General features: G+C 72.8%; 17 protein-coding genes. 15 read left to right on the top strand and 2 right to left on the bottom strand.

The genetic code is table 11. The features are described from left to right. The first annotated feature begins 237 nt into the window (after positions 1 to 237). Positions 238 to 3339 (top strand): beta-N-acetylglucosaminidase domain-containing protein, encoded by a 3102-nt coding sequence (locus tag ACFYY6_RS19730; protein ID WP_351626458.1) that lies wholly within the window; start codon positions 238 to 240, stop codon positions 3337 to 3339. A gap of 163 nt (positions 3340 to 3502) precedes the next feature. Here ACFYY6_RS19730 and ACFYY6_RS19725 read toward each other — a convergent pair whose 3' ends face one another. Continuing rightward, positions 3503 to 4039, bottom strand: coding sequence for an HNH endonuclease (locus ACFYY6_RS19725; protein ID WP_351518123.1), 537 nt, complete (start codon positions 4037 to 4039; stop codon positions 3503 to 3505). Positions 4040 to 4369: 330 nt separating this feature from the next. Here ACFYY6_RS19725 and ACFYY6_RS19720 point away from each other — a divergent pair, with 330 nt between their 5' ends. The 14 genes from ACFYY6_RS19720 (at position 4370) to ACFYY6_RS19655 (ending at position 24346) form a co-directional block, all read left to right on the top strand. Next, positions 4370 to 5437 carry a mechanosensitive ion channel family protein gene (locus tag ACFYY6_RS19720; protein ID WP_351518122.1) on the top strand — a complete coding sequence of 356 codons (1068 nt, stop codon included), beginning with the start codon at positions 4370 to 4372 and terminating at the stop codon, positions 5435 to 5437. A 271-nt stretch (positions 5438 to 5708) separates the two neighbouring features. After that, on the top strand, positions 5709 to 6932 hold the full coding sequence (locus ACFYY6_RS19715) for an ROK family transcriptional regulator (RefSeq protein ID WP_351518120.1): 1224 nt from the start codon (positions 5709 to 5711) through the stop codon (positions 6930 to 6932). A 99-nt stretch (positions 6933 to 7031) separates the two neighbouring features. Then, complete coding sequence (locus ACFYY6_RS19710; protein WP_351626453.1) at positions 7032 to 8369, top strand: ABC transporter substrate-binding protein; 1338 nt, start codon at positions 7032 to 7034, stop codon at positions 8367 to 8369. A 106-nt stretch (positions 8370 to 8475) separates the two neighbouring features. After that, positions 8476 to 9357: a carbohydrate ABC transporter permease gene (locus tag ACFYY6_RS19705; RefSeq protein ID WP_389194496.1), complete on the top strand. Its 882-nt coding sequence runs from the start codon at positions 8476 to 8478 to the stop codon at positions 9355 to 9357. Position 9358: 1 nt separating this feature from the next. Next, entirely contained in the window at positions 9359 to 10270 is a 912-nt protein-coding gene (locus tag ACFYY6_RS19700; RefSeq protein WP_386607916.1) for a carbohydrate ABC transporter permease, read from the top strand. Positions 10271 to 10272: 2 nt separating this feature from the next. Continuing rightward, the gene (locus ACFYY6_RS19695) at positions 10273 to 11562 is read left to right on the top strand and encodes a 6-phospho-beta-glucosidase (protein ID WP_351518117.1); all 1290 of its coding nucleotides are present in this window, start codon (positions 10273 to 10275) and stop codon (positions 11560 to 11562) included. After that, positions 11553 to 12530 (top strand): BadF/BadG/BcrA/BcrD ATPase family protein, encoded by a 978-nt coding sequence (locus tag ACFYY6_RS19690; protein ID WP_351518115.1) that lies wholly within the window; start codon positions 11553 to 11555, stop codon positions 12528 to 12530. The genes ACFYY6_RS19695 and ACFYY6_RS19690 overlap by 10 nt, the downstream gene beginning before the upstream one ends. 586 nt (positions 12531 to 13116) lie before the next feature. Next, positions 13117 to 14532: a hypothetical protein gene (locus ACFYY6_RS19685; RefSeq protein ID WP_389194379.1), complete on the top strand. Its 1416-nt coding sequence runs from the start codon at positions 13117 to 13119 to the stop codon at positions 14530 to 14532. 17 nt (positions 14533 to 14549) lie between these two features. Beyond that, a complete protein-coding gene (locus ACFYY6_RS19680) occupies positions 14550 to 15590 on the top strand; it encodes a glutamate ABC transporter substrate-binding protein (RefSeq protein ID WP_351626445.1) in 1041 nt (346 codons plus the stop codon). A gap of 206 nt (positions 15591 to 15796) precedes the next feature. Beyond that, entirely contained in the window at positions 15797 to 17122 is a 1326-nt protein-coding gene (locus ACFYY6_RS19675) for a hypothetical protein (RefSeq protein WP_386607920.1), read from the top strand. Between the two features lie 103 nt (positions 17123 to 17225). Continuing rightward, a complete protein-coding gene (locus ACFYY6_RS19670) occupies positions 17226 to 19982 on the top strand; it encodes a tetratricopeptide repeat protein (RefSeq protein WP_389194376.1) in 2757 nt (918 codons plus the stop codon). Between the two features lie 2 nt (positions 19983 to 19984). After that, on the top strand, positions 19985 to 21322 hold the full coding sequence (locus ACFYY6_RS19665; RefSeq protein WP_351518108.1) for a protein phosphatase 2C domain-containing protein: 1338 nt from the start codon (positions 19985 to 19987) through the stop codon (positions 21320 to 21322). A gap of 172 nt (positions 21323 to 21494) precedes the next feature. Beyond that, a complete protein-coding gene (locus ACFYY6_RS19660) occupies positions 21495 to 22853 on the top strand; it encodes a VWA domain-containing protein (RefSeq protein ID WP_351626434.1) in 1359 nt (452 codons plus the stop codon). A gap of 239 nt (positions 22854 to 23092) precedes the next feature. Beyond that, entirely contained in the window at positions 23093 to 24346 is a 1254-nt protein-coding gene (locus ACFYY6_RS19655) for an FHA domain-containing protein (RefSeq protein WP_351518105.1), read from the top strand. 57 nt (positions 24347 to 24403) lie between these two features. On the opposite strand, the gene ACFYY6_RS19650 is transcribed toward ACFYY6_RS19655, so the two are convergent. Next, the gene (locus ACFYY6_RS19650; RefSeq protein ID WP_351518104.1) at positions 24404 to 25387 is read right to left on the bottom strand and encodes a methyltransferase domain-containing protein; all 984 of its coding nucleotides are present in this window, start codon (positions 25385 to 25387) and stop codon (positions 24404 to 24406) included. Positions 25388 to 25455 lie beyond the last annotated feature (68 nt).

The following is a 25455-nucleotide window of genomic DNA, read 5'->3' as shown; positions in this document are numbered from 1 at the left end:
GGCCATTCGGCGTCATCCTTGGTGTCCCACGCCGATGGCCGATCCTCCCTCACCACCTCCACCGCATCGGGCATTTGCGGCACAACCGGCCCGTGCATTGACACCCTCGCGCGTGGGTGGTGGGCTCGGAAGCCACCGGTGGGACCACGGAAGCACCATCAACAAAAACGAGGCGAACGCCGGCCGGGGCGAAGGAAGCGCCGTCGGCGGGAGCCGGGGAAGCGAGGGAGACGGGCGATGCGGCTCAGGTACGGGAAGCGGGCGACGGCCGTCGCAGTCGCCGTGCTCGGCGGGCTGCTCTCCACGGGAACGCCGGCCGCGGTCGCGGCCCCCTCGGCGCCCGGCTCCCCCACCGTCACCACGCCGGACCGCACGGACGAGGGCGCGCCCCCCGCCGTGTGGCCGCGCCCCCAGTCCATCGAGAGGTCCGGCCCGTCCGTCCCGCTCACCGCGGAGGTCACGCTCGTGGCCGACGCGGACGCCGATCCGTACGCCGTGGAGGCGCTCCGGCAGGTCCTGCGGGGTGCGGGCGTGCGCACCGTCCACGAGACGCTGCCGGGCCGCGGACCCGTCGTCCGGCTCGGCGGCGACAGTGCCGGGGCCGCGCTGCGCGCGCTGCGCGTCCCGGACCGCGGCGATCTGCCCTCCGGCGGCTACCGGCTCGCGGTCGGCCGGGTCGCGGGCCGCGACACCGTCGCCGTGGACGGCGTCGGCGAGGACGGCCTGTTCCACGGGGTGCAGACGCTGCGTCAACTGCTCCGGGACGGCGGTGTCGCCGGGGTCACGGTCCGGGACTGGCCCGGCACCGCCGTGCGCGGGATGACGGAGGGCTTCTACGGGGAGCCGTGGACCCGGGCCGAACGGCTGGCGCAGATCGGTTTCATGGGGCGTACGAAGCAGAACCGGTATCTCTACGCGGCGGGTGACGACCCCTACCGTCAGGCCCGTTGGCGCGACCCCTACCCGGCCGACCGGAGGGCCGACTTCCGGGCGCTGGCCGAGCGGGCCCGTGCCGAGCACGTGACGCTGGGCTGGGCAGTCGCCCCCGGTCAGAGCATGTGCATGGCGTCGGACGGCGACGTGCGGGCGCTGACGAAGAAGCTCGACGCGATGTGGGCGCTGGGCGTGCGGGCGTTCCAACTGCAGTTCCAGGACGTCAGCTACAGCGAGTGGCACTGCGGCGACGACGCCGACACGTTCGGCAGGGGCCCCGAGGCGGCGGCCCGGGCGCAGGCGCGGGTGGCGAGCGCGGTGGCACGGCACCTCGCGGAACGCCATCCGGGTTCGGAGCCGCTGTCGGTGATGCCGACGGAGTTCTACCAGGACGGGGCGACCGCGTACCGCACGGCGCTCGCGAAGGAGCTGGACGACCGGGTGCAGGTCGCCTGGACCGGTGTCGGGGTCGTGCCCCGGACCATCACCGGCGGCGAACTGGCCGGTGCGCGGGCCGCGTTCCGGCATCCACTGATCACGATGGACAACTACCCGGTGAACGACTACGCGCAGGACCGCATCTTCCTGGGCCCGTACACCGGGCGGGACCCGGCGGTGGCGGCCGGTTCCGCCGCGCTGCTCGCGAACGCCATGGAGCAGCCGTCGGCGTCCCGCATCCCGCTGTTCACCACCGCGGACTTCGCGTGGAACCCGAAGGGGTACCGGCCGCAGGAGTCCTGGCGGGCGGCGATCGACGACCTCGCGGGCGGCGACGCCCGTGCCGGGGACGCGCTGCGCGCGCTGGCCGGGAACAACGCGACGTCCGTCCTGGGCGGCGACGAGTCGGCGTACCTGCGGCCGCTGCTGGACGCCTTCTGGCGGTCGCGCACCGCGGAGGACGCCGCGGCGCGGGACGGCGCCGAGCGCGCGCTGCGCGCCGCCTTCACGGTGATGCGCGAGGCCCCGCAGCGGCTGAAGGGGCCGGCCGGCGGACGGCTCGACGAGGAAGTGCGGCCGTGGACCGAGCAGTTGTCCCGGTACGGCCGGGCGGGCGAACTGGCCGTCGACCTGCTGGGGGCCCAGTCGCGCGGCGACGGCGCCGCCGCGTGGCGGGCGTCCCTGGCGCTGGAGCCGCTGCACAAGGCGACGAAGAAGAGCGGCGCGACGGTCGGTGCGGGGGTGCTGGGCCCGTTCCTGGACCGGGTGCGCCGGGAGGCTGATGCCTGGACCGGCGCGGACCGGAAGGCGGGCACGGTGACCCGGGCGCCGGGCAGTTACACGGTGCGGCTGGACCGGGCCCGTCCGGTGGAGACGGTGACGGCGATGACGGTGCCCGGGAGCGGCACGGCGGCCGGAGCGACGCTGGAGGCGCACGTGCCCGGCGAGGGCTGGCGTCGGCTGGGCCCGGTGTCGGGGACGGGCTGGACCCAGACGCCGGTCCGGGGGCTGCGCGCGGACGCGATCCGGATCGGCTGGCCCGTCGACGGTCCGGCCGCTCCCCCGGTCATCACGGGCGCGCTGCCGCCGATCGTGCCGCAGGCCACGAGCGGGAGCGACACCTCCGGAGTCTCCGGGGGCGACGCGTCCGGGAACGGACTGACCGCCGGCGGACCCTCCGCGTCCGGGAGCGGGAACGGCGCCTCCGGGGACGCGGCGGCTCCGCGCGTACGGGCGCTCGTGCCGTGGTTCGGCGACGAACCGGCCGCCCGGCTCGACCTCGCGCGCGGCGAGACGGACGCCGAGATCGGCGGCGGGCCGCAGCGGGTCCGGGCCCGGCTGGCCGCCCGGCGCCCCGCCGAGGTGCGGGGCAGGCTCACCGCGCAGGCTCCCGAGGGCATCGAGGTGAGCGTGCCGAAGCAGACGAGGGTGCCGCGCGGCTCCCGTACCGACGTCCCCGTCGAGATCACCGTCCCGGCGGGCACCCCGGCGGGCGAGTACGAGGTGCCGATCGGCTTCGGCGAGGAACGCAGCACGCTCACCGTCCGGGCGTATCCCCGCACCGGAGGTCCCGACCTGCTGCGCACCGCCACCGCGTCCTCCTCGGGTGACGAGACCCCGGACTTCCCGGCGTCGGCCGCCTCCGACGGCGATCCGGAGACCCGCTGGTCCTCGCCGGTCGAGGACGGCGCCTGGTGGCAGGCGGAGCTGTCGAGTCCGGCCCGGATCGGTCAGGTGGTGCTGCACTGGCAGGACGCCTACGCCTCCCGCTACCGCGTCCAGGTCTCCCCGGACGGGCGGACCTGGCGCACGGCGGCGACCGTGCGGGACGGTCGCGGCGGGCGCGAGTCGGTGCGGATGGACGCGAAGGACACCCGCTTCATCCGTGTCCAGGGCGATGCCCGGGGCACCGAGTTCGGCTACTCGCTCTGGTCCGTGGAGGCGTACGCCGTCGCCGGGAGGGAGTAACGCGGGGCGGAGCGACGCGGAGTGCCGGTCCGCACGCGGAAACGTCCTGCGCGGGCCGGGCACGGCTGCGCAGGCCCGCGGCCCCGGTCGCGCGGGCTTCCACCCGCGGGCGCGCCGGACCGCGTCCCCGGGCCCGGCCCCGGGGACGACGAAGGCCCGGATCCTAGGCTGATACGCCGTCGATCCGGGCCATCGCGTCGTCCGCGCCGAAGGGTTGCAAGTACGGCAACCAGCGCGGGTCGCGATGACCCGTACCGATGATGCGCCAGGCGAGGCCCGTGGGCGGGGCGGGCTGCTGGTGCAGCCGCCAGCCGAGCTCGGGCAGGTGCCGGTCGGCCTTGACGTGGTTGCAGCGGCGGCAGGCCGCGACCACGTTGTCCCAGGAGTGCTGACCGCCGCGGCTGCGCGGGATGACGTGGTCGACGCTGGTCGCGGCGGCGCCGCAGTACATGCAGCGGCCTCCGTCGCGGGCGAACAGCGCCCGGCGGGTCAGGGGTACGGGCCCCCGGTAGGGAACCCGTACGAACCGTTTCAGCCGGACGACACTGGGCGCCGGGACGACCCGGGTGGCACTGTGCATGAAGGCGCCGGACTCCTCGAGACAGATGGCCTTGTTTTCGAGCACGAGGACGAGAGCGCGGCGGAGCGGTACGACGCCGAGCGGCTCGTACGACGCGTTGAGAACCAGGACATGCGGCACGGTGGATGCCTCCTTGTACGCCGGCGGCGCGTGGCTCGCGCCGGGACGATCCGATCCGATTTTCTCCTCACGCCCGGTCGAAGCGCCACCACGTGCGGGTAACGGGCCGGAAGGATTTTCGTCGTCACCGCCCCGCCCGGCCCCGTCGACGCCCGGCGGCACGGGCTCCTCGGGCCCCGCCGCGGCGGAGACGACCGTCCGGTGTGTAATCGGCCACATGTGCGCCCCGGCGCCCCCGTAACGCTTCCGTCCGCTCCGTCGCGACGGTGGTGCTCGTTCGCTGCCCCGTTAGTGTGGTGGGCCTGTCGCACCCCATCCGGAGGTTCCGTCGTGTCCCTGTCCGCCCTGTTGACCGCAGCCCCGTCACCCGTGACCGGCAGCTCGCTCGACGAGGCCGCCGAGCAGGCCGGGAACGCCGCGAGCTGGGTGGAGGAGAACTGGTCCACCTGGCTGAGCATCGGTCTGCGCATCGTGCTCATCATCGCGATCGCGATCGTGCTGCGGACCGCCGTCCGGCGCGCTCTCACCAAGCTCATAGAACGGATGAACCGCAGCGCCCAGGCCGTGGAGGGCACCGCCCTGGGCGGGCTGCTGGTCAATGCGGAACGCCGCCGTCAGCGCTCCGAGGCGATCGGTTCCGTGCTGCGTTCGGTGGCGTCGTTCCTGATCCTCGGCACGGCCTGCCTGATGATCCTGGGCGCGTTCCAGATCAACCTCGCCCCGCTGCTGGCCTCCGCGGGCGTGGCCGGTGTGGCGATCGGTTTCGGCGCGCGCAACCTGGTCACCGACTTCCTGTCCGGCGTCTTCATGATCCTGGAGGACCAGTACGGCGTCGGCGACACCATCGACGCGGGCGTGGCCAGCGGCGAGGTCATCGAGGTCGGCCTGCGGGTCACCAAGCTGCGCGGCGACAACGGCGAGATCTGGTACGTGCGCAACGGCGAGGTGAAGCGGATCGGCAACCTCAGCCAGGGCTGGTCGACAGCCGGTGTCGACGTGATGCTGCACCCCTCGGAGGACCTCGACCGGGTCCGCACGGTGATCGACGAGGCCGCCGCCGCGATGGCCAAGGAGGACCCGTGGAACGAGCGGCTGTGGGGCCCGGTGGAGATCCTGGGCCTGAGCGACGTGCTGCTGGACTCGATGACGGTCCGGGTCGCGGCGAAGACGATGCCCGGCAAGGCGGTGGGCGTGGAGCGCGAGCTGCGCTGGCGGATCAAGCGGGCCTTCGACGAGGCGGGCATCCGGATCGTCGGGGGCGTCCCGGCCCAGGTGGAGGAGGAGCCCGCCCCCGACCCGTCGGCCGCGGTGGCCGCCCCGTCGGCGTTCGCGTCGGCGACCTCGCCGCAGTCCCTGGCCACGAACCCGATCACCCCGCCGTCGAACCTGTCGAAGTAGCCGGGACTTTCCGAACGCGCCCGAAGGGGCACGCGTGGATCCGTCGATCCGCGCGTGCCCCTTCGGCCGCCCCGCTCCCCGACCCCGGTTCCACGGCCCCCCAGGGGGACCGGAGGCAACCGAACGGCCGCCTCCACGTAACGCTTTGATTGCCGCAGCGATGCTGACCATTGACGACCCGGCCGCGGCGCCATACCGTCCTCTCACCGAATAGGAAAGTTTCCTAACAACTTTCCGAACAACCTTTCCGAACACAGGGCAGGTGGAGCTCATGGCCGGAACCACACCGGGTACCCCCCGCGTTCTGCGAGCCATGAACGACCGGGCCGCCCTCGATCTGATGCTGGAGCACGGACCGCTCTCCCGCACAAGGATCGGCAAGCTGACCGGGCTCTCCAAGCCCACCGCCTCGCAGCTGCTGGCGCGGCTGGAGGCGGCCGGGCTGGTCGTCGCCACCGGGACGGTGGCGGGGCGGCCCGGACCCAACGCCCAGCTGTATGCGGTGAACGCGCGGGCCGCGCACGTCGCGGGGCTGGACGTGAACGCCCAGCGGATCCTCGCCGCGGTCGCCGACGTGACCGGCGAGACGGTCGGGGAGTTCGAGCTGCGCACCCCGGGCCGGCGCACCGACTCCGTGGTGCGGCAGGTGGCGGACGCTCTGGACGGGGCGGTCAAGGACGCCGGGCTCACCCGCTCCGAGATCCACCGGGTCGTCATCGGCACCCCCGGCGCCTTCGACCCCGGCACCGGACGGCTGCGGTACGCCTCGCACCTGCCGGGCTGGCACTCCCCCGCGCTGCTGGACGAGCTGGCCGCGTTCCTGCCGATGCCGGTCGAGTACGAGAACGACGTGAACCTGGTCGCGGTGGCCGAACAACGGCTCGGCGCGGCGCGGGGGCACGACGACTTCGTCCTGTTGTGGAACGAGGAGGGACTCGGCGCCGCCCTCGTGATCAACGGACGGCTGCACCGCGGCTTCACCGGCGGCGCCGGTGAGGTCGGCTTCCTGCCGGTGCCGGGCGCACCACTGGTCCGGCAGGTCACCAAGGCGAACTCGGGCGGGTTCCAGGAGCTGGCGGGCGCCCAGGTGCTGGCCCGGCTGGCCCGGGAACTCGGCATCGACGACGAAACGGTCCGCGCCCCCGGCACCCATCACGAGGTGGCGTCCCGGCTGATCGCCAGGGCCGCCGAGGTCGCGGAGGCGGACGAGGAAGGTCCGTACACGCGGCTCCTCGACCGGTTCGCCACCGCGCTCGCGACCGGGCTGGCGTCCATGGCCGCCGTGCTGGACCCGGAACTCGTCGTGCTGTCCGGCGACGTGATCGCGGCCGGCGGGGAACCCCTGCGCGGCCGGGTGGAGTCCGAACTCACCGAACTGTCCGCCTCCCGGCCCCGGTTGATCGCCGGTGCCGTGACGCATCGCCCCGTCCTGCGCGGCGCGCTGGAGAGCGCCCTCGTCACCACCCGCGACGAGGTCTTCGACACCTCGCGCTGACCGCGCACCCCGCTCCGACGTCCGCCCGTCCCTCCGAATCCGCTCCTCACCCCACTCCGTACGTCACCCCTCCGCACCTCGTACTCGGGAGTCACCGTCATGTCCGCAGTCCGCCGGAAGTCGGCCGCCGCGCTCGCCGCGGCCGCCGCGCTCACGCTGTTCGCCTCCGCCTGTACCGGCCAGAGCAACTCCGGTGCCACGGACGACGCGTCCAAGGAATCCACCATCACCTTCTGGCACGGCTGGAGCGCCCCGGGCGAGGTCAAGGCGATCCAGGAGACGGTCGACGCCTTCCGGAAGAAGCATCCCAACATCAAGGTGAACGTCGTCGGCAACATGACCGACGACAAGATCAACCAGGCGCTGCGGGCAGGCGGTTCGAAGGCTCCGGACGTCGTCTCGTCGTTCACCACGAACAACGTCGGGAAGTTCTGCTCCTCGAAGGCGTTCGTCGATCTGAACCCGTTCCTGAAGCGGGACGGCATCGACCCGGACAGGACGTTCCCGAAGGCGATGAACGAGTACACGCAGTTCGACGGCGTGCGTTGCACGGTTCCGCTGCTCGGCGACGCGTACGGCCTCTACTACAACAAGGACGCGTTCAAGGCCGCCGGAATCGCCGAACCGCCGAAGACCTGGTCCGAACTGGCCGCGACCGCAAAGAAGTTGACCAAGACCAAGGGCGACTCGTACGAGCGGCTCGGGTTCATGCCGAACTACCACGGCTACGAGTCGACCACCGAGCACTACCTCGGCGGCTGGAACCCGAAGTACTTCGACGCGGACGGCAGATCGAACATCGCCGAGGACCCGGCGTTCGCCGCGATGCTCACCACCCAGAAGAAGCTGGTCGACGGCCTCGGCGGATTCGAGAAGCTGGAGAAGTACCGCACGTCGTTCGGTGACGAGTGGGGGGCCAAGCACCCGTTCCACACCGGCCAGGTGGCCATGCAGCTGGACGGCCCGTGGCGGCTCGGGATGGCCGAGGAGAGCAATCCCGGGTTCGAGATCGGTGTGGCCCCGATGCCCGTCGCCGACGACCAGGCCGACACCTACGGCAAGGGCTACATCACGGGCACCATCGCGGGGATCGCCGCCACCTCGAAGAAGCAGAACGCGGCCTGGGAACTGGTCAAGTTCATGACGACCGACACGGACGCGGTCGTGAACTTCTCCAACGCCATCCACAACGTGCCGTCCACGCTGGCCGCACTGAAGTCGCCGAAGCTGAAGTACGACCCGCGGTTCAAGACGTTCCTGGACATCGCCGCCGACCCGAACAGCACCACCACCCCGCCCTCGGTGAACGGCGGCGCCTACCTGGTGTCCCTGCAGAATCTCGGATTCGACATAGAGAAGGGCGTGCAGAAGGACATCGGGGCGGGCCTGAAGAAGACCGCCGCCGAGATCGACGCGGCGATCGCGCAGGCGAAGTAGCACCGCGATGAGCAAGCGTACGGACGCACTCGCACCGCCGGTGAAGCGCCGAGGACCGACCCTCGGCGCGAAACGCGGAAAAGCGGCACTGTGGACCGCGGCCTTCATGTCGCCGTGGCTGATCGGGTTCTGCTTCTTCTTCGCCTACCCGCTGATCTCCACCCTCTACTTCTCCTTCACCTCCTACGACGGTTTCACCGCCCCCGAATTCAGCGGGCTGAAGAACTGGCAGTTCGTCTTCGGCGACTACCCGCTGTTCTGGCCGGCACTGCGCAACACGCTCTGGCTGGTCGTGGTGATGGTGGCCTGCAGGGTGGTGTTCGGCCTCGGCGTCGGGCTGCTGATCACCAAGATCAAGATGGGGGCCGGGGTCTTCCGCACCCTGTTCTACCTGCCGTACCTGGCGCCGCCGGTCGCGGCGACGCTCGCCTTCGTCTTCCTGCTCAACCCCGGTACGGGGCCGGCCAATTCGATCCTCGGGGCGCTGGGACTGCCCACGCCCGGCTGGTTCACCGACGCCACCTGGTCCAAACCCGCGCTGACCGCGCTCGCGGTGTGGGGGGTGGGCGACCTGATGGTGATCTTCATGGCCGCGCTGCTCGACGTGCCGAAGGAGCAGTACGAGGCGGCGGAGCTGGACGGGGCGGGCCCGTTCCAGCGGTTCCGCTTCGTCACCTTGCCGAACATCGCGCCGATCGTGATGTTCGCCGTGGTCACCGGGATCATCCAGGCCATGCAGTACTACACCCAGCCACTCGTGGCCGGGAAGGTCGCCTCGGGTGTGATGGGCGGCTCCGGGCAGCAGTTCGAACCCGGCTATCCCGACAAGTCGACACTGACGCTTCCGCAGCTCGTCTACAACCTCGGCTTCCAGCGCTTCGACTACGGCTCCGCCTGTGTGACCGCGCTCGTTCTGTTCCTCCTCGCCATGGCGTTCACCGCACTGCTGATGCGGCGCCGCGGCGGGCTGATCCAGGCAGGTGAGTGACGTGGCCCAGGCACTGGACACCCGAGCGACGACGTCCGACACGGCACCGGCGACCGGCCCGGTCACCCCGGCCGGTCGCGCGGCGCGCCGCAAGGCGCTGCTGAACTGGATCGCCGTGCACGCGCTCGGCGTCGCGGCGGCACTGTTCTTCGTGCTGCCGTTCGTCTTCCTGGTGCTCACCTCGCTGATGAGCGACCAGCAGGCGCTGACCCGCGATCTGTGGCCGCACCCCTTCGAGTGGGGCAACTACAAGAAGGTGTTCGACACCCCGGGCTTCCTGACCTGGTGGAAGAACACCCTGTTGTACGCGGGGCTCGGCACGGTCCTGACGGTCGTCTCGTCGGTGCCCGTGGCGTACGCGCTCGCCAAGTTCCGCTTCCGCGGCCGGCATCTGTCGCTGATGCTCGTCATCTCGATGATGATGCTGCCGCCGCAGGTCGTCGTCATCCCGATGTACCTGTTCTGGGCGAAGCAACTGGACCTGTCCGGCACGCTCTGGCCGCTGATCATCCCGATGGCGTTCGGCGACGCGTTCTCCATCTTCCTGCTGCGGCAGTTCCTGCTGACCATCCCCGACGAGTACCTGGACGCGGCGAAGGTCGACGGCTGCGGCGAACTGCGCACGCTTTTGCGGGTGGTGCTGCCCATGGCCAAGCCTGGCATCGCGGCCGTCGCGCTCTTCCAGTTCTTCTACGCCTGGAACGACTACTTCGGCCCGCAGATCTACGCCTCCGAGAACCCGGCCGCCTGGACCCTCAGTTACGGACTGGAGTCGTTCAAGGGGGCGCACCACACCGACTGGAACCTGACCATGGCCGCGACCGTACTGGTCATGGCCCCCGTGATCCTCGTCTTCTTCTTCGCCCAGAAGGCGTTTGTCGAGGGCGTCACACTGACCGGAGTAAAGGGCTGACCATGAAGCTCGCTGTAGTGGGTGGCGGGTCCACCTACACCCCTGAACTGATCGACGGATTCGCCCGGCTGCGGGACACGCTGCCCATCGAGGAACTGGTGCTCGTCGACCCGGCGGCCGACCGCCTGGAACTCGTGGGCGGCCTCGCCCGGCGGATCTTCGCCAAGCAGGGCCACCCGGGACGGATCGTCACCACCGCCGACCTGGACGCGGGCGTCGCCGACGCCGACGCGGTCCTGCTCCAGCTGCGCGTCGGCGGCCAGGCCGCCCGCAACCAGGACGAGACCTGGCCGCTGGAGTGCGGCTGCATCGGCCAGGAGACCACCGGCGCGGGCGGCCTCGCCAAGGCGCTGCGCACCGTCCCGGTCGTCCTGGACATCGCGGAGCGGGTCCGCCGCACCAACCCGAACGCCTGGATCATCGACTTCACCAACCCGGTCGGCATCGTCACCCGGGCGCTGCTCCAGGCCGGGCACAAGGCCGTCGGCCTGTGCAACGTGGCGATCGGCTTCCAGCGGAAGTTCGCCCGGCTGCTCGACGTCACCCCCGACCAGGTGCACCTCGACCACGTCGGACTCAACCACCTGACCTGGGAGCTGGGGGTCCGCCTCGGCGGCCCGGACGGCGAGAACGTCCTGCCGAGGCTGCTCGCCGAGCACGGCGACACGATCGCGGGCGACTTGCGCATGCCCCGGGCGATCGTCGACCGCCTCGGCGTCGTCCCCTCGTACTACCTGCGGTACTTCTACGCGCACGACGAGGTCGTGCGGGAACTGGGCACCAAGCCGTCCCGGGCGGCCGAGGTGGCCGCGATGGAGAAGGAGCTCCTCGCCATGTACGGCGACCCGGCGCTGGACGAGAAGCCCGCGCTGCTCGCCAAGCGCGGCGGCGCCTTCTACTCCGAGGCGGCCGTGGACCTGGCGTCCTCGCTGCTCGGCTCGGGCGGCTCCCCGGTGCAGGTGGTGAACACGTACAACCGCGGGACGCTGCCGTTCCTGCCGGACGACGCGGTGATCGAGGTGCAGGCCCGGGTCGACGGCACGGGGGCGACCCCGCTCGCCGTGCCGGAGCTGGACCCGCTCTACGCGGGCCTGATCGCCAACGTGACCGCGTACGAGGACCTGGCCCTGGAGGCGGCGCTGCTCGGTGGGCGAGCCACCGGGCGGGCGGGCGGGAGGGACGCAGTGTTCAAGGCACTGCTCGCGCACCCTCTGATCGGCCAGTTCGAGTACGCCGAGGCGCTCACCGACAAGCTGATCGCGCACAACCGGGAGCACCTGGCGTGGGCGTGAACGCTTCGGTCCTCGCGATCGACGCCGGGAACAGCAAGACCGACGTGGCCGTGATCGGCACCGACGGAACGATTCTGTCGGCCGCTCGTGGCGGCGGTTTCCAGCCACCGGTGGTGGGCGTGGAGGCGGCCGTCGACGCGCTCGGCGCGATCGTCGGCCGGGCGCTGGAGCTGTCCGACGTCCCGTCCGGCGGCGTGAGGCACGTGTCGGCCTGTCTCGCCAACGCCGACCTCCCGGTGGAGGAGGAGGAGCTGGCGACGGCGCTGCGTGCCCGGGGCTGGGGCGAGTCGGTCGAGGTGCGCAACGACACCTTCGCGATCCTGCGCGCGGGTGTGGACGAGCCCCGGGGCGTGGCGGTCGTCTGCGGTGCGGGCATCAACTGCGTCGGCATGCTGCCGGACGGGCGGACCGCACGCTTCCCCGCGATAGGCCGCATCTCCGGTGACTGGGGCGGCGGTTCGGGGCTGGCCGAGGAGGCGATGTGGTTCGCCGCGCGGGCCGAGGACGGTCGCGGCGAGCCGACCGAACTGGCCCGCGCGCTGCCCGCGCACTTCGGGCTCGACTCGATGTACGCGCTGATCGAGGCGCTGCATCTGGGCCGGATCGAGTCCGAGCGGCGCTACGAGCTGACCCCGGTGCTCTTCGCGACGGCCGCGGCCGGGGACGCGGTGGCGGGTGCGCTGGTGGACCGGCTGGCGGAGGAGGTCGTCTCGATGGCGTCGGTGGCGCTGGGCCGACTGGGTCTGCTGGCGGAGGAGGCTCCGGTGGTGCTGGGCGGCGGGGTGCTGGCGGCCCGTCACCCCCGGCTGGACGAACGGATCGCGGACCTCCTCGCGGTACGGGCCCCGAAGGCGGTCGTCCGGGTGGTGACGGAGCCCCCGGTGCTGGGGGCCGCCCTGCTGGGCCTGGACCGGACGGGAGCACCGGCCGAGGTGCACGAGAGGCTGCGCGCGCTGTACCGCCGCTGACCGACCGGCCCGGCCCCTCTCTCCGGGGGGCGCCCCGTCCTCCTCCGGGGACGTCCCCCGGGCCTCCGGGCCTCCGGGCCTCCGGGCCTCCGGGCTTCCGGGCTTCCGGGCTTCCGGGCTTCCGGGCTTCCGGGCTTCCGGGCTTCCGGGCTTCCGGGCTTCCGGGCTTCCGGGCTTCCGGGCTTCCGGCAGAGCGTGTCATGTCCTGTTCCTCGTCCGAGGCGTCCCGCGGTGTTCCGTGCCGCGGGACGCCTCTCGCGTACGGGAACCGATCAGTGACTCCGGACGTGTTCATGAAAGGGGATCGGTTCGCTCCGGTGTCCGGTTCGGAGTTCGGTTCGAGGTCCGCCCCGGAATCCGGATTCCGGGTGCGGTCCGGGCCCGGTTTCGGGGTCCGGGCCCCGATCGGCTTGATCGACGGCGCGCGCCTTGATCGAATGCGGATGGATCCGACGTGGACCGACGCGGGATCCGGGCGTTCCCGGTGTGGCGGCCGGTCCACGCGGCCATACTTCTGGCCGGGTACGAGCTCCCCGACCGATCGGGGGCCGGCCGGTCCACCGTCAGCGACCGAGGGGGAGGTCAAGTGACACACCCGCCGAACATGCGCACCGCCCCGGAGCACGTGCGGGCCCGGCCTTCCGCGCCCACGGCCGTACCCGCGCCCGCACCCGCGCCCCCGGCCGTTCTGCCGCATCCCGGTGTCCGGGCCATCACCTCGCGTCGGCTGCGGGCCGCGGCGACGACCGAGCCGGGCCGGCTCCGGATCATCGGGGCCGTGCTGGCCCTGTGCGTCGTCGCGTTCGGGGCCGTGACGGCGTTCGAGGTCGGCGACCGGGCGGCCGTCGCCGACGACGTGGTGCACCGCAGCCAGCCGCTGAGCGCGAGCGCGGCCGCCATCTACCGCTCCCTGGCCGATGCCGACACCTCGGCGGCCAGCGGCTTCCTGGCCGGTGCGCAGGAGCCGCGCGCGGTCCTCGACCGGTACGACAAGGACATCGAGGAGGCCTCCCGACTGCTGGTCCGGGCCGCGGCCGGCACCGACCCGTCGTCGGAGTCCGGGCGCGAGATCACCACGCTCAACAAGGAACTCCCCCGCTACACGGGCCTGATCGAGCGGGCGCGCGCCAACAACCGCCAGGGGCTGCCGCTGGGCGGCGCCTACCTCCGGTACGCGAACCAGAAGATGACCGATGTCCTGCTGCCGGCCGCCGAGCGGCTGTACGCGGCGGAGACCGGCCGGCTCGGCCGGGACGGCGACGAGGCCAGGGCCTGGCCGTTCCTCTCGCTCGGGCTCGGTGTGGTGGCGGTGGCCGCGCTGTTCTGGGCGCAGCGGCGCAACTACCGCCGGACGAACCGGGTCTTCAACCAAGGACTGCTCGTCGCGACCGCCGCGTCGACCGTGGTGCTGCTGTGGCTGGCCGTGGGGCACACGGTGGCCCGCGCCGAGCTGCGCAGCGCCGACACGCACGGACAGCAGTCCCTGGACGTGCTCAACCACGCGCGGATCAACTCCCTGAAGGCGCGGGCCAATGAGAACCTCACCCTGGTCGCCCGGGGCGCCGTGCTCACCCCGGACGGCAGGAACGACAAGTACGAGACCGACTTCAACACGGGGATGAAGGCCCTCGGCGAGCAGTTGGCGAGGGCCCGGGAGCTCGCCGACGACGACCGGGGAAGCGGGCCGGTGGAGACCGCGATCGGCGCGGTCTCCGAGTGGCAGGACCGCCACCGGGCCGCCCGTACGACCGACGACAGCGGCGACTACGACGGCGCGCTGGAGCAGATCATCGGGCCGGAGAAGTCGACGGGCGAGTCGTTCGGCCGGGTGGACGACGCGCTGGCGCAGGCGCTCGCCCATGAACAGGACCAGTTCACCGCGGCCGCGAACGACGGTCTCGGAGCGCTGACCTGGCTGCCGGTCGGTGCCGCCGTGCTCGCCGCGCTGGGAGCGGTCGCCGCGATCGTCGGTGTCAACCGCAGGCTCTCGGAGTACCGGTGAGAGCGGGAGGGGGAGCGATGACCAGGAAGCATACGGGAGCGAGGTCCGCCGCCGGCAGGCTGCGCGGCTGGGGCGGTGTGACGGGCATGGCCGTGGCCTGCGCGGTGACGGCCTCGCTGACGCTGCTGCCGCTCTCCCGCGCCGGTGCCGACGCGTTCGGCGGCTTCTCCGGTCCGGGTACGGCGCACGCGACGCAGACCCTGACCGAGGACTGCGCGGACCCGGAGGCGAGCCTGCCGCCGTCCGGTGCGGACGGCCCGAACATCGCGAGGATCAAGGCGCGCGGGAAGCTGATCGCGGGCGTCGACCAGAACAGCTTCCGCTGGGGGTACCGCAACCCGGAGAACCGCCGGCTCGAAGGCTTCGACATCGATCTGGTGCGGGCCGTCGCCAAGAACATCCTGGGCGACCCCGACGCCGTGGTCTTCCGGGCCATCCCCACCAACCAGCGGGTCGCCGTCCTCGAGAACGGCAAGGTCGACGTCGTCGTCCGGACGATGACGATCAACTGCGAGCGGGCCCGCCAGGTCTCGTTCTCGACCGCCTACTTCCAGACCGGGCAGCAGGTACTCGCGCCGAAGGAGTCGACGATCACCGGGTACGACACGTCCCTGTCCGGCAAGCGGGTCTGCACCGCCGAGGGCTCCACCGCCTACGACGCGCTGAAGAAGCAGTCGTTCGGGGCGGTCTTCGAGGACGAGCACGACGGCACCGGCGCGGACGAGGACCGGCTGACCGTCCCCAACCAGCTCGACTGCCTGGTGCGGCTGCAACTGGGCGAGGTGGACGCGGTGGTCACGGACAACGCGCTGGCGGCCGGGCAGGCGGCCCAGGACCCGGCGGTCGAGCTCAAGGGCGACAAGCCGTTCACCACCGAGTACTACGGCGTGGCGACGAAGCGGGGCGCGGACGACCTGGTGGCCCGCGTCAACCAGGTGCTGGTGGGCTACCGCAGCGGTGGCGCGAACAGCCCCTGGATGCTGTCGTACCGGAAGTGGCTGGAGGCCGGTCTGCCGGGACTGACGGCGCCGCCGGCGCCCAAGTACCGGAGCCGATAGTGCCGAGCGGGGCGCTGATGCCGGACGTGGCACCGGTGCCGAGAGGGGCACTGGTGTCGTGAGGGCCGTGAGGGGCATTGTGTGCCGGGAAGGACATCGGTGACGGGGGCACCGGTGGCAGCAGTGGCAGACGAGACAGTGGCAGGCGAGGAAGCGGCACTGATCCCGGCGGGTCCGTCCCGGCGGGAGGAGCGGAGAGGTGATCGATGAGCGTCGCGGGCCCCTTCCCCGGCTACGCGGAACGGCCCCCCGGACCGGTCATGGACCGGGACGAGGCGGACCGTGCGCTGGACCGGCTGGGCGCGGAGCACGAGGCGATCGAGACCTCGCTCCTCGCCCTCCAGGACCACGCGGGCCGTCGGCTCCTGGAGGGTGCCGACCTGACCGGCATCACCAAGGAGCGCTGGGCCGCCACCGAGGGCTCGATCGCGCTGCTGTGGCGGTACTTCGACGCGTACGCGGGCACGCTGGCGAGGGCCCGGGCGATACGGTCGCGCCGCCGCCACCCCAACCGGGACGACCTGGTGGCCCTCACCGATCTGATGCGCGGCCGGAGCGTCACCGTGGCGCACGCCGCGGGTCACTCCGGTACGTCGGCCGGCGGTCCGGCCAGGCTCTCCGAGCGGTTCTCGCTGGAGGAGCTGGTCGCCCGGATGAACGATCTGTACGCCCGCTCGCTGGACATGGTGGTCGCCTCCGACTCCGTGTGGTCCGCGCTGCCCGCCCGGATCGACCTGCTCTCCGCCGAGCTGCACCGCACCCGTTCGCTGGCGCGTTCGGTGGGCGTCCGGCCCGGTGAGCATCCGGCGGGCGACGAACTGGAGGCGATCACCCAGGAGCTGGCCACGCTGCGGGTGCAGGTGATCTCCGATCCGCTCGCCTTCTGGCTGTCGGGGCCGGGCAGTGCCGCGCCCGGCGGCGGACGCCCCGACACGACGCGCTACGACCGTGCGGCCCGCGCCCTGGAGGACGTACGCCGCGAGATCGAGGCGGTCCTCGCGGTCCGGCAGGACGCCGAACAGCGGCTGGGGCGGCTGCGCGACGTCCTCTCCCGCGCGGACCGGACCCTGACCGAGGCCAGGGCGGCCCGCGGCGAGGTGCTGGCGAAGATCGCCGCCTCCGAGGTGCCCGCCGTGAGCGGCCCGGCGACCGCGCTCCAGGAGCGGCTGGTGGCGGCCTCGGAATACCGCAGGCACGCCCAGTGGCACCGGCTGTCACCGCTCCTGGAGTCGCTGGAGCGGGAGGCCGAGGAGGAGCTGCTGCGCGCCCGCGAGTCGTTGACCGCCGTCACCGCGCCGCTGGCCGTACGGGCGGAGCTGCGCGGCAGACTGGACGCGTACCGGGCGAAGGTGGCCCGGCACGGTCTGGCCGAGGACCCGATGCTGATCGAGCGGTACGACGTGGCGCGCCGGATGCTGTGGAGCGCGCCGTGCGATCTGCGGGTCGCCGCCCAGGCGGTGCGGCGCTACCAGGAGACGGCGGCCGAGCTGCTGTCCCAGAACCGGGCCCCCGAACCGGAGGACGGGCGGTGAGCACGAACACCCGCGAGACGGAACGGACCGCACGGACCGTGAGCACGAGCACGCGCGGAACGGGACGGCCGCCGCGGCTGCGGGGCGGACAGGGGGACGGAAGATGAGTACACAGTGCCAGCGCCCCACGTGCGGGGGCGGCTACGAGGACGTGGGCGGCGGTGAGCTGTACTGCGACACCTGCGGTCTGGCCCCGGTCGTCTCCCCGACGGGCATGGTGAGTTCGCCGCCCACCGGGCTCGCGGGCGGCGGTGCGCACGGCCCGGGAAGCTCCGGCAGCCGGGGAAGCCGTGGCAGCGACGGCTCGCGGGCGGCGTCCCGCTCCTCGTCGCGTTCCTCCTCGCGGTCCTCGTCCCGTTCGTCGACGTCCCGGCGGTCCGTCTCGGGCCGGCTCTCGCGTTCGCTGTCCGGGGCGGCCACCTCACCTTCCGTGTCCGCACGTTCCTCCGGCTCGTCCTCGGGCGGGTCCGGCCGGGACAGGCTGGGCGTGGGTCTGGTGCAGGTACCGGACGTGCCGCGGCCCGACCCGCACACGGCGGTGATGGCGAACCCGGAGGTCCCGGAACGGAAGCGCTTCTGTTCGCGTTCCGACTGCGGGGCGCCGGTGGGCCGGTCCCGGGGCGAACGGCCGGGCCGTACGGAGGGGTTCTGCACCAAGTGCGGCCACCCGTACTCCTTCGTGCCCAAGCTCGGCGCCGGCGACGTGGTGCACGGCCAGTACGAGGTGGTGGGCTGCCTGGCGCACGGCGGGCTCGGCTGGGTCTACCTCGCGGTGGACCGCGCCGTGTCGGACCGCTGGGTGGTCCTCAAGGGCCTGCTCGACACCGGTGACCAGGACGCCATGGCCGCCGCGATCTCGGAACGCCGGTTCCTCGCCGAGATCGAGCACGCCAACATCGTCCGGATCTACAACTTCGTCGAACACCTCGATCAGCGCACCGGTTCGCTCGACGGCTACATAGTGATGGAGTACGTCGGCGGCAAGGCGCTCAAGGAGATCGCGAACGAGCGGCGCACCCCGGCCGGGAGGCGCGACCCGCTGCCGGTCGAGCAGGCGTGCGCGTACGGGATCGAGGCGCTGGAGGCGCTCGGGCACCTGCACAGCCGCAACCTGCTGTACTGCGACTTCAAGGTCGACAACGCCATCCAGACCGAGGGCAGGCTGAAGCTGATCGACATGGGCGCGGTGCGCCGGATGGACGACGAGGAGTCGGCCATCTACGGCACGGTCGGGTACCAGGCGCCGGAGGTCGCCGAGGTCGGCCCGTCGGTCGCGTCCGACCTCTACACGGTCGCGCGGACGCTCGCGGTGCTCACCTTCGACTTCCAGGGCTACACGAACGTCTTCGTGGACTCGCTGCCCGACCCGGACAACATCGAGGTGTTCCGGACCTACGAGTCGTTCTACCGGCTGCTGGTGCGGGCCACCGACCCCGATCCGGGGCGGCGGTTCGCCTCGGCGGCGGAGATGGCGGAGCAGCTTACCGGGGTGCTGCGCGAGGTGGTGGCGCTCCAGACGGGACGGCCGCGACCGGCGCTGTCGACGCTGTTCGGTACCGAAGTACGCGTCACGGACACGCAGTTGTTCGCGAAGCCGACGGGCGAGGTGTCGCGGCTGGGCGCGCGGGCCGCCGGACCGGCGCCGTCCGGGCTCCTCGGAAGGCGCCGCCGGAATCGGCCGGGTGCGAGCACGGGCACGGGTACGGGCGCACCGGCGGTGGTGGGTGCGGGGGCCTCGGGCCCCGCGATCCCCGGGCCCCGGGTCCCGGCCGCCGTTCCGGGAGCGCCGTCCACGGCACCGGTGCCGTCGGCTGCGGCTGCGGCCTCGGCACCGTACGTCCCGAGCCTCCCCCGGCCCGCCGGGCTCGACGCACGGACCGCCTCGCTCGCGCTGCCCGTGCCCCGGGTCGACGCGAACGACCCCAATGCCGGTTTCCTCGCCGGGCTGATGGCCACCGCCCCGGCCGACCTGATCGCCGCGCTGGGCAACGTACCGGCGCCCTCCCCGGAGACCCGGCTGCGCGAGCTGCGGGCCCGCCTGGAGACCGGCGAACTCGACGCGGCCGTGCGGACCCTGACCGAACTGGAGGGGCGGCACCCGGACGACTGGCGGGTCGTCTGGTACCGCGGTGTCACCTCGCTGGTGACCGGGGCGTACGAGAGCGCGGCGCTGTCCTTCGACGCGGTGTACGACGCGTTCCCCGGTGAGCCGACGCCGAAGCTGGCGCTGGGGATCTGCGCGGAGGTGCTGGGGCAACTGGACAACGCCGCCGAGTACTACCGCCTGGTGTGGACGACCGATCCGGGCTTCGTCAGCGCGGCGTTCGGCCTGGCCCGGGTGCGGCTGGCGGCCGGGGACCGGGCCGGGGCGGTGGCAACGCTGGAGTCCGTGCCCGAGGCGTCGATCCACTTCACGGCGGCCAGGGTCGCCGCGGTACGAGCACGGCTGCGCGAACGGGCCCCGTCGGAACCACTGTTCGCCGACCTCCGGGCCGCCGCCGACCAGGTCTCGGCGCTGGCGGGATTCGGCCTGGACCCCGTGCGCCGCGAGGAGTTGTCGACGGAGGTGCTGGGGACCGCGCTCGACTGGGTGCTCTCCGGCAGCCCCGCGGCCGGGGGCCCGGCAGCGCGGCCGAACGGCCCCGGTGGATCCGCCGGACCCGCTGCATCCGGCGGGCCGAACGGACCTTACGGACCGGACGGGTTGGGGAAGCTGCTCGGCAGTGAGTGGGACGAGCGCGGCCTGCGGTTCGGGCTGGAGCGTTCGTACCGGATGCTCGCCCGGCTCGCGGAGCCCGGCGACGAGAGGATCGAACTGGTGGAACGGGCCAACCGTTTCCGCCCCCGGACGTGGGTGTGAGGATGTCGCAGAAGCCCCAGGAGACGGCCCTGTCGAAGTGCCCGGGCTGCGAGGAACCGGCCGAGTCGGGCGACCGGTTCTGCGGTGCGTGCGGATACGACCTGTCGGCCGTGCCCGCGCCGCCACGTGACCGCCCGACGGTCGCCCTGACCGTGCCGGCGGCGGAGAACCGGCCCGACGGGGCGGGCGGTTCGGGAGACTTCGAACTGGCCGCGCCCGCGACCGCGGACGCCCCAGGGTCCGATCGGCCACCTACACGGTCCCCGGCCCAGGCACAGGAAGCGACGGCGCACGCCCTGGCCGCCGGGGCATCCGCACCGGCGGCCACCGGCGCCCCCTCCGCCGCGCCGCCCGTGCCCGACCCGCGCACCCGCACCGACGGGCCGTTCGCGACGCCGTCGGCCGGCACCAAGCTGTGCGTGGCGTGCCGCGCCGGGCGCGTGGACACCGACGGCTACTGCGAGAACTGCGGGCACGCCCAGCCGCGCGAGCGCGACCACATGGAGCAGGAACTCGGTTCGGTGGCCGCCGTCAGCGACCGGGGCCTGCGCCATCACCGCAACGAGGACTCGTTCGCCGTCTCGACCACCGCCCTGCCCGACGGTTCGCCGGCCGTCGTCGCGATCGTGTGCGACGGCGTCTCCTCGGCCAGCCGCCCCGACGAGGCATCGGCCGCCGCCGCGAACGCCGCCAACGAGGCACTCCTGGAGTCGTTGCCGCGCGGCACCCATCCGCAGCAGGCGATGCACGACGCGATCGTCGCGGCCTCGAAGTCGGTCGACTCCCTGGCCGGGGAGACCGGCCGGGCGACGGAGCACGATCCGGGGCGGCACCAGAACGCGCCGGCGTGCACCCTGGTCGGCGCCATCACGGCGGGAGACCTGCTGGTGGTCGGCTGGGTCGGCGACAGCCGCGCCTACTGGGTGCCGGACGACCGTTCCGCGCCGCCCGCCCGGCTCACCGAGGACGACTCGTGGGCCGCGCAGATGGTGGCGGCGGGCCTGATGAGCGAGGCCCAGGCGTACGCGGACGACCGTGCCCACGCGATCACGGGCTGGCTCGGCGCCGACGCGTACGAACTGGAGCCGCACACCGCGTCGTTCAAACCGGACCGGCCGGGTCTCGTGGTGGTGTGCACGGACGGTCTGTGGAACTACGCGGAGTCGGCCGCCGAGATGGCCGCGGTCGTACCGGCCGACGCACGGTCGCGACCACTGCACGCCGCGCGGGCGCTGGTGGGTCACGCGCTCGACGGCGGGGGCCACGACAACGTAACGGTGGCGCTGGTGCCGTTCGCGGTGACGCCGCAGGGGGCAGGATCGGGCTGCGACACCCCATGAGTGCCGTTGCGTAACGCTTGGTTCCGGTTCGCTTCCGGTTCACTCCCGGGGCGTTCCGGTTCCGTCCGATCTCGTCCAGATTCCGACCGTTTCCGTTCCGTGCCCCTTCCTTGTCTCGTCCCCCTCACAGCTGTCCTCATCCGACACCTGGAGTTCCCGAGGAGCCGATCAGATGGCCAACTTCTCCAAGTCGAACGTGCCGCAGTTCTCGGTCGAGGTGTACCAGAACGAGTTTCTCCCGCAGGGCGGTCGCGAGGTCAACGCCATCGTCACGGTCGCCTCGACCGGGGGCGGCACCACCGGCGGGGTCCCGCTGTCCGGCGCGGCTTCGGCGGACGTGTCCGGATCGGGCCGGGCGGCGGGCGCCGGCGTGGTGATCATGGTCGACTGCTCCGGGTCCATGGACTATCCGCCGACGAAGATGCGCAACGCCCGCGACGCGACGGCCGCGGCGATCGACACCCTGCGCGACGGCACCGCGTTCGCGGTGGTCGGCGGAACGCATGTCGCCAAGGAGGTCTACCCGGGCAACGGAAGGCTCGCGGTGGCCGACGCGCGGACCAGGGTCCAGGCCAAGGAGGCGCTGCGTTCGCTCGCCGCCGGCGGCGGTACGGCGATCGGCACCTGGCTGCGGCTGGCCGACCGGCTGCTCGGCGCGGCCGACGTGGGGATCCGGCACGGGATCCTGCTGACCGACGGCCGCAACGAGCACGAGGCCCCGGAGGATCTGCGGGCCGCTCTCGAATCCTGCGCGGGCCGTTTCACCTGTGACGCCCGGGGTGTCGGCACCGACTGGGAGGTGAAGGAGGTCACGGGCATCGCCTCCGCCCTGCTCGGTACGGCCGACATCGTCGCCGACCCGGCGGGCCTGTCCGCGGACTTCCGGCGGATGATGGAGAACGCGATGGGCAAGGAGGTCGCGGACGTCGCGCTGCGGCTCTGGACGCCCGTCGGGGCCGAGATCATGTTCGTGAAACAGGTCGCGCCGACGGTCGTCGACCTGACCGGACGCCGCACCGGGGCGGGCCCCCGGGCCGGGGACTACCCGACGGGTTCATGGGGCGACGAGTCGCGCGACTACCACGTGTGCGTACGGGTGCCGGAGGCCGGGATCGGCCAGGAGATGCTGGCGTCCCGGGTCTCGCTGGTGCTCCCCGACCCCGCGGGCGGGGCGCCCCGGACGCTCTCCCAGGGCCTGGTACGGGCGGTGTGGACCGACGACATGGCGGCGTCCACCTCGATCAATCCGCAGGTCGCGCACTACACGGGCCAGGCGGAACTGGCGCAGGTCATCCAGCAGGGGCTGGACGCCCGGAAATCGGGCGACTTCGACAGCGCCACCGCGAAACTGGGCCGCGCGGTACAGCTGGCGTCGGCGTCCGGGAACGAGGACACTGCGAAACTGCTTTCGAAGGTGGTGGACGTCGTCGACGCGGCGACCGGTACTGTGCGACTGAAGGCGAAGGTCGCGGAGGCCGACTCGATGACGCTCGAAACACGCTCCACCAAGACCGTCCGCGTCAAGAAATAACCGCACAGGACAACCGCACACCGAAACACCCGCACACCGAAGCGCCCGCACGACGCGCGTCCGCACGGACGCGAGGGACGGCGCGGGGGCCAGGCGCGGAGACACGGTGCCGTGCGGGGCACAATCGCACAGCCGTACAGTCAGGCCGCCCGGCCGGAGCGAAATGGTCCGCCGGGCAGCGAAGAGCACGGGAAACGACGGCCCCGCGGGGCCGGACGAGGAGAGGGGGAAGCGCCGACATGCCGACCTGCCCGAACGGACACCAGTCGGGTTCCGAGGACTGGTGCGAGGTCTGCGGCCATCGCATGACCGGCGCGGGCGCTCCCGCGGGCTCGGTCCCTCCGCCGCCTCCCCCGCCGCCCGCTCCCGGGTACGGCCACCCCCAGGGGCCGTCCGGCGCCGACCCGACCCAGCAGGCCGAACTCTGCCCGCAGTGCCGCACGCCCCGCGAGGCGATGGCGCCGTTCTGCGAGGAGTGCCGCTGGAACTTCCTGACGAACACGGCGACGTCGTACACGCCGCTGGCCCCGCGCCCCAGCGCCGCCACCGGCCCTCCGCCCGGTCTGAACCTGCCGCCGGGCTTCCAGGCGCAGCAGCCGTCGGGGCCCCAGCGGATGCCCGATCCGTTCGAGTACCAGGGCTCGCGGCCCTCGCAGGTGAACCGCCCGGCCGAGCCGCTCTCCCCCGAGCAGGGGAGCCGCCCCGAGCCCCCGGCCCCCGCGCCCGGCCCGGTCCCCGCACCCACGCCCGGCCCGGCGTCCGCGCCCGGCCCGGGTCCGCAGGCACCGCAGCCGCCGCAAGTACCGCAGGCGTCACAGCCCCCGCAGCACTTCCAGCAGCAGGGGCCGCCTCCGCCGCCGTTCCAGCAGCAGTCCTCGTCGCCGTTCCAGCAGCAGTCGGCGCCGCCCTCGTTCGAACGGCCCGCTCCGGCCGCGCCCTCGGCTCCTCAGCCGCCCGCACCGCAGCCGCCGCGGTCCGCCGACGACGACTGGATGCTGTCACCGCCGTCCCGGCCGCAGGACCCGCAGCCGTCGTCCCCGGCGCAGCAGCAACCGCCGTCGCCGGGCGGGAACCAGAACCAGCCGCCCGCGAGCTGGACCGCCGTCATCGCCCCGGACCGCGAGTACTTCCTGGCGATGATGCAGCGCAGCGGTCCGGAGGCGACCGGCCTCAACCTGCCCGCGTACTCCCCGGAGCAGCGGGTGGCGCTGACCGGCAACCAGGTCACCGTCGGGCGTCGCAGGCACAGCACCGGCGAGTCCCCCGACATCGACCTGTCCGTGCCTCCGGAGGACCCGGGCGTCTCGCACCAGCACGCGGTGCTGGTGCGGCAGCCCGACGGCGGCTGGGCCGTGGTGGACCAGAACTCCACGAACGGCACCACGCTCAACGGCGCCGAGGACCCGATCCAGCCCTACGTCCCCGTCCCGCTCAAGGACGGCGACCGCGTGCATGTCGGGGCATGGACGACGATCACGATCCGCCAGGACTGACGGGCCGCGGGAACCCCGCCAGGACCGCCGAGGCACCCGGGCCGGCCGGGGCCGGGACTACCCCTCGGGCAGTGGCCAGGCGTACGGCCCTTCGGGGTCGTCCAGCCAGGCCCACTGCCGCCCGTCCCGGACGGTGATGCCGAACCTCTCCCTCCCGGGGCACCCCTCGCGCTGCCAGAGGGAGAGGGCCTCGTGCGGGTCGAGACTGGATCCGGTCAGCTCCAGCAGGAACCGGAAGCGTTCGTCCTCGCTGAAGCGCCGGGGGAGCGCGCCGGTGTGCGGGCGCCGGGCGGGTCCCGTCGTGCTGCCCCGCAACGGTACGAAATAGGCGGGCGTGCGCAGGAAGCGTCCCTCGGCGTACCTGCGGCGCGCGGTCACCCGCACCTGCAGCACGATCAGTCCGGTGGCGAGCGGTGCCAGTATCCGCGCGTCCGGAGCGCACTGGTCCAGCCAGGCCGGTGGGACGCACGACAGGGTGCAGGTCGCGATGATCCGGTCGTACGGGCCGCGCGGCGGCCAGCCCCGGGTCCCCTCGCCGGTGATCACCGCCGGGTGGTGACCGGCCGCCGCCAGGTGCCGACGGGCCGACTCGGTGATCTCCGGGTCGAGGTCGACGGTGGTCACGGCGTCGTCGCCGAGCCGGTGCGCGAGGAGGGCCGCGTTGTAGCCGCTGCCCGCGCCGATCTCCAGCACCCGTTGTCCGTCGCGCACGTCCAGTTCGTCGAGCATCCGGGCCATCAGCGACGGCTGGCTGCTCGACGAGATCAGCTCGCCGTCCCTGATCCGGGTGGCCAGCGCCTCGTCCGCGTACGCCCCGCGCAGCCATCGGGCCCGGCGGACCGGGTCCGGGTCCTCGCACCACAGGCGGTCCGTTCCACCGGCCACGAAGTAGTACGGCACGAACAGATGGCGCGGCACCTCCTCGAACGCGGCCCGCCAGCGCGGGTCGCCCAGTCCCCCGCGGGCCACGATGCCTCGCACCATCGCCCACCGTTCACCGGTGGCGGCCTCGGCGAACCGGTCCGGATGTGTGTCGTCCATCTCTCCGTCTTCCCGTTCTCCCCGGTCTCCCGGTCTCCCCGATCTCCACCTTCCTGCGCGCGGCCCCC

The sequence above is a fragment of the Streptomyces sp. NPDC001750 genome (assembly GCF_042892615.1).
In the GTDB taxonomy this organism is placed as follows: Bacteria; Actinomycetota; Actinomycetes; order Streptomycetales; family Streptomycetaceae; genus Streptomyces.
The sequence above is the reverse complement of the archived record's forward strand: the minus strand, read 5'-3'. Positions and strand labels throughout refer to the sequence as shown.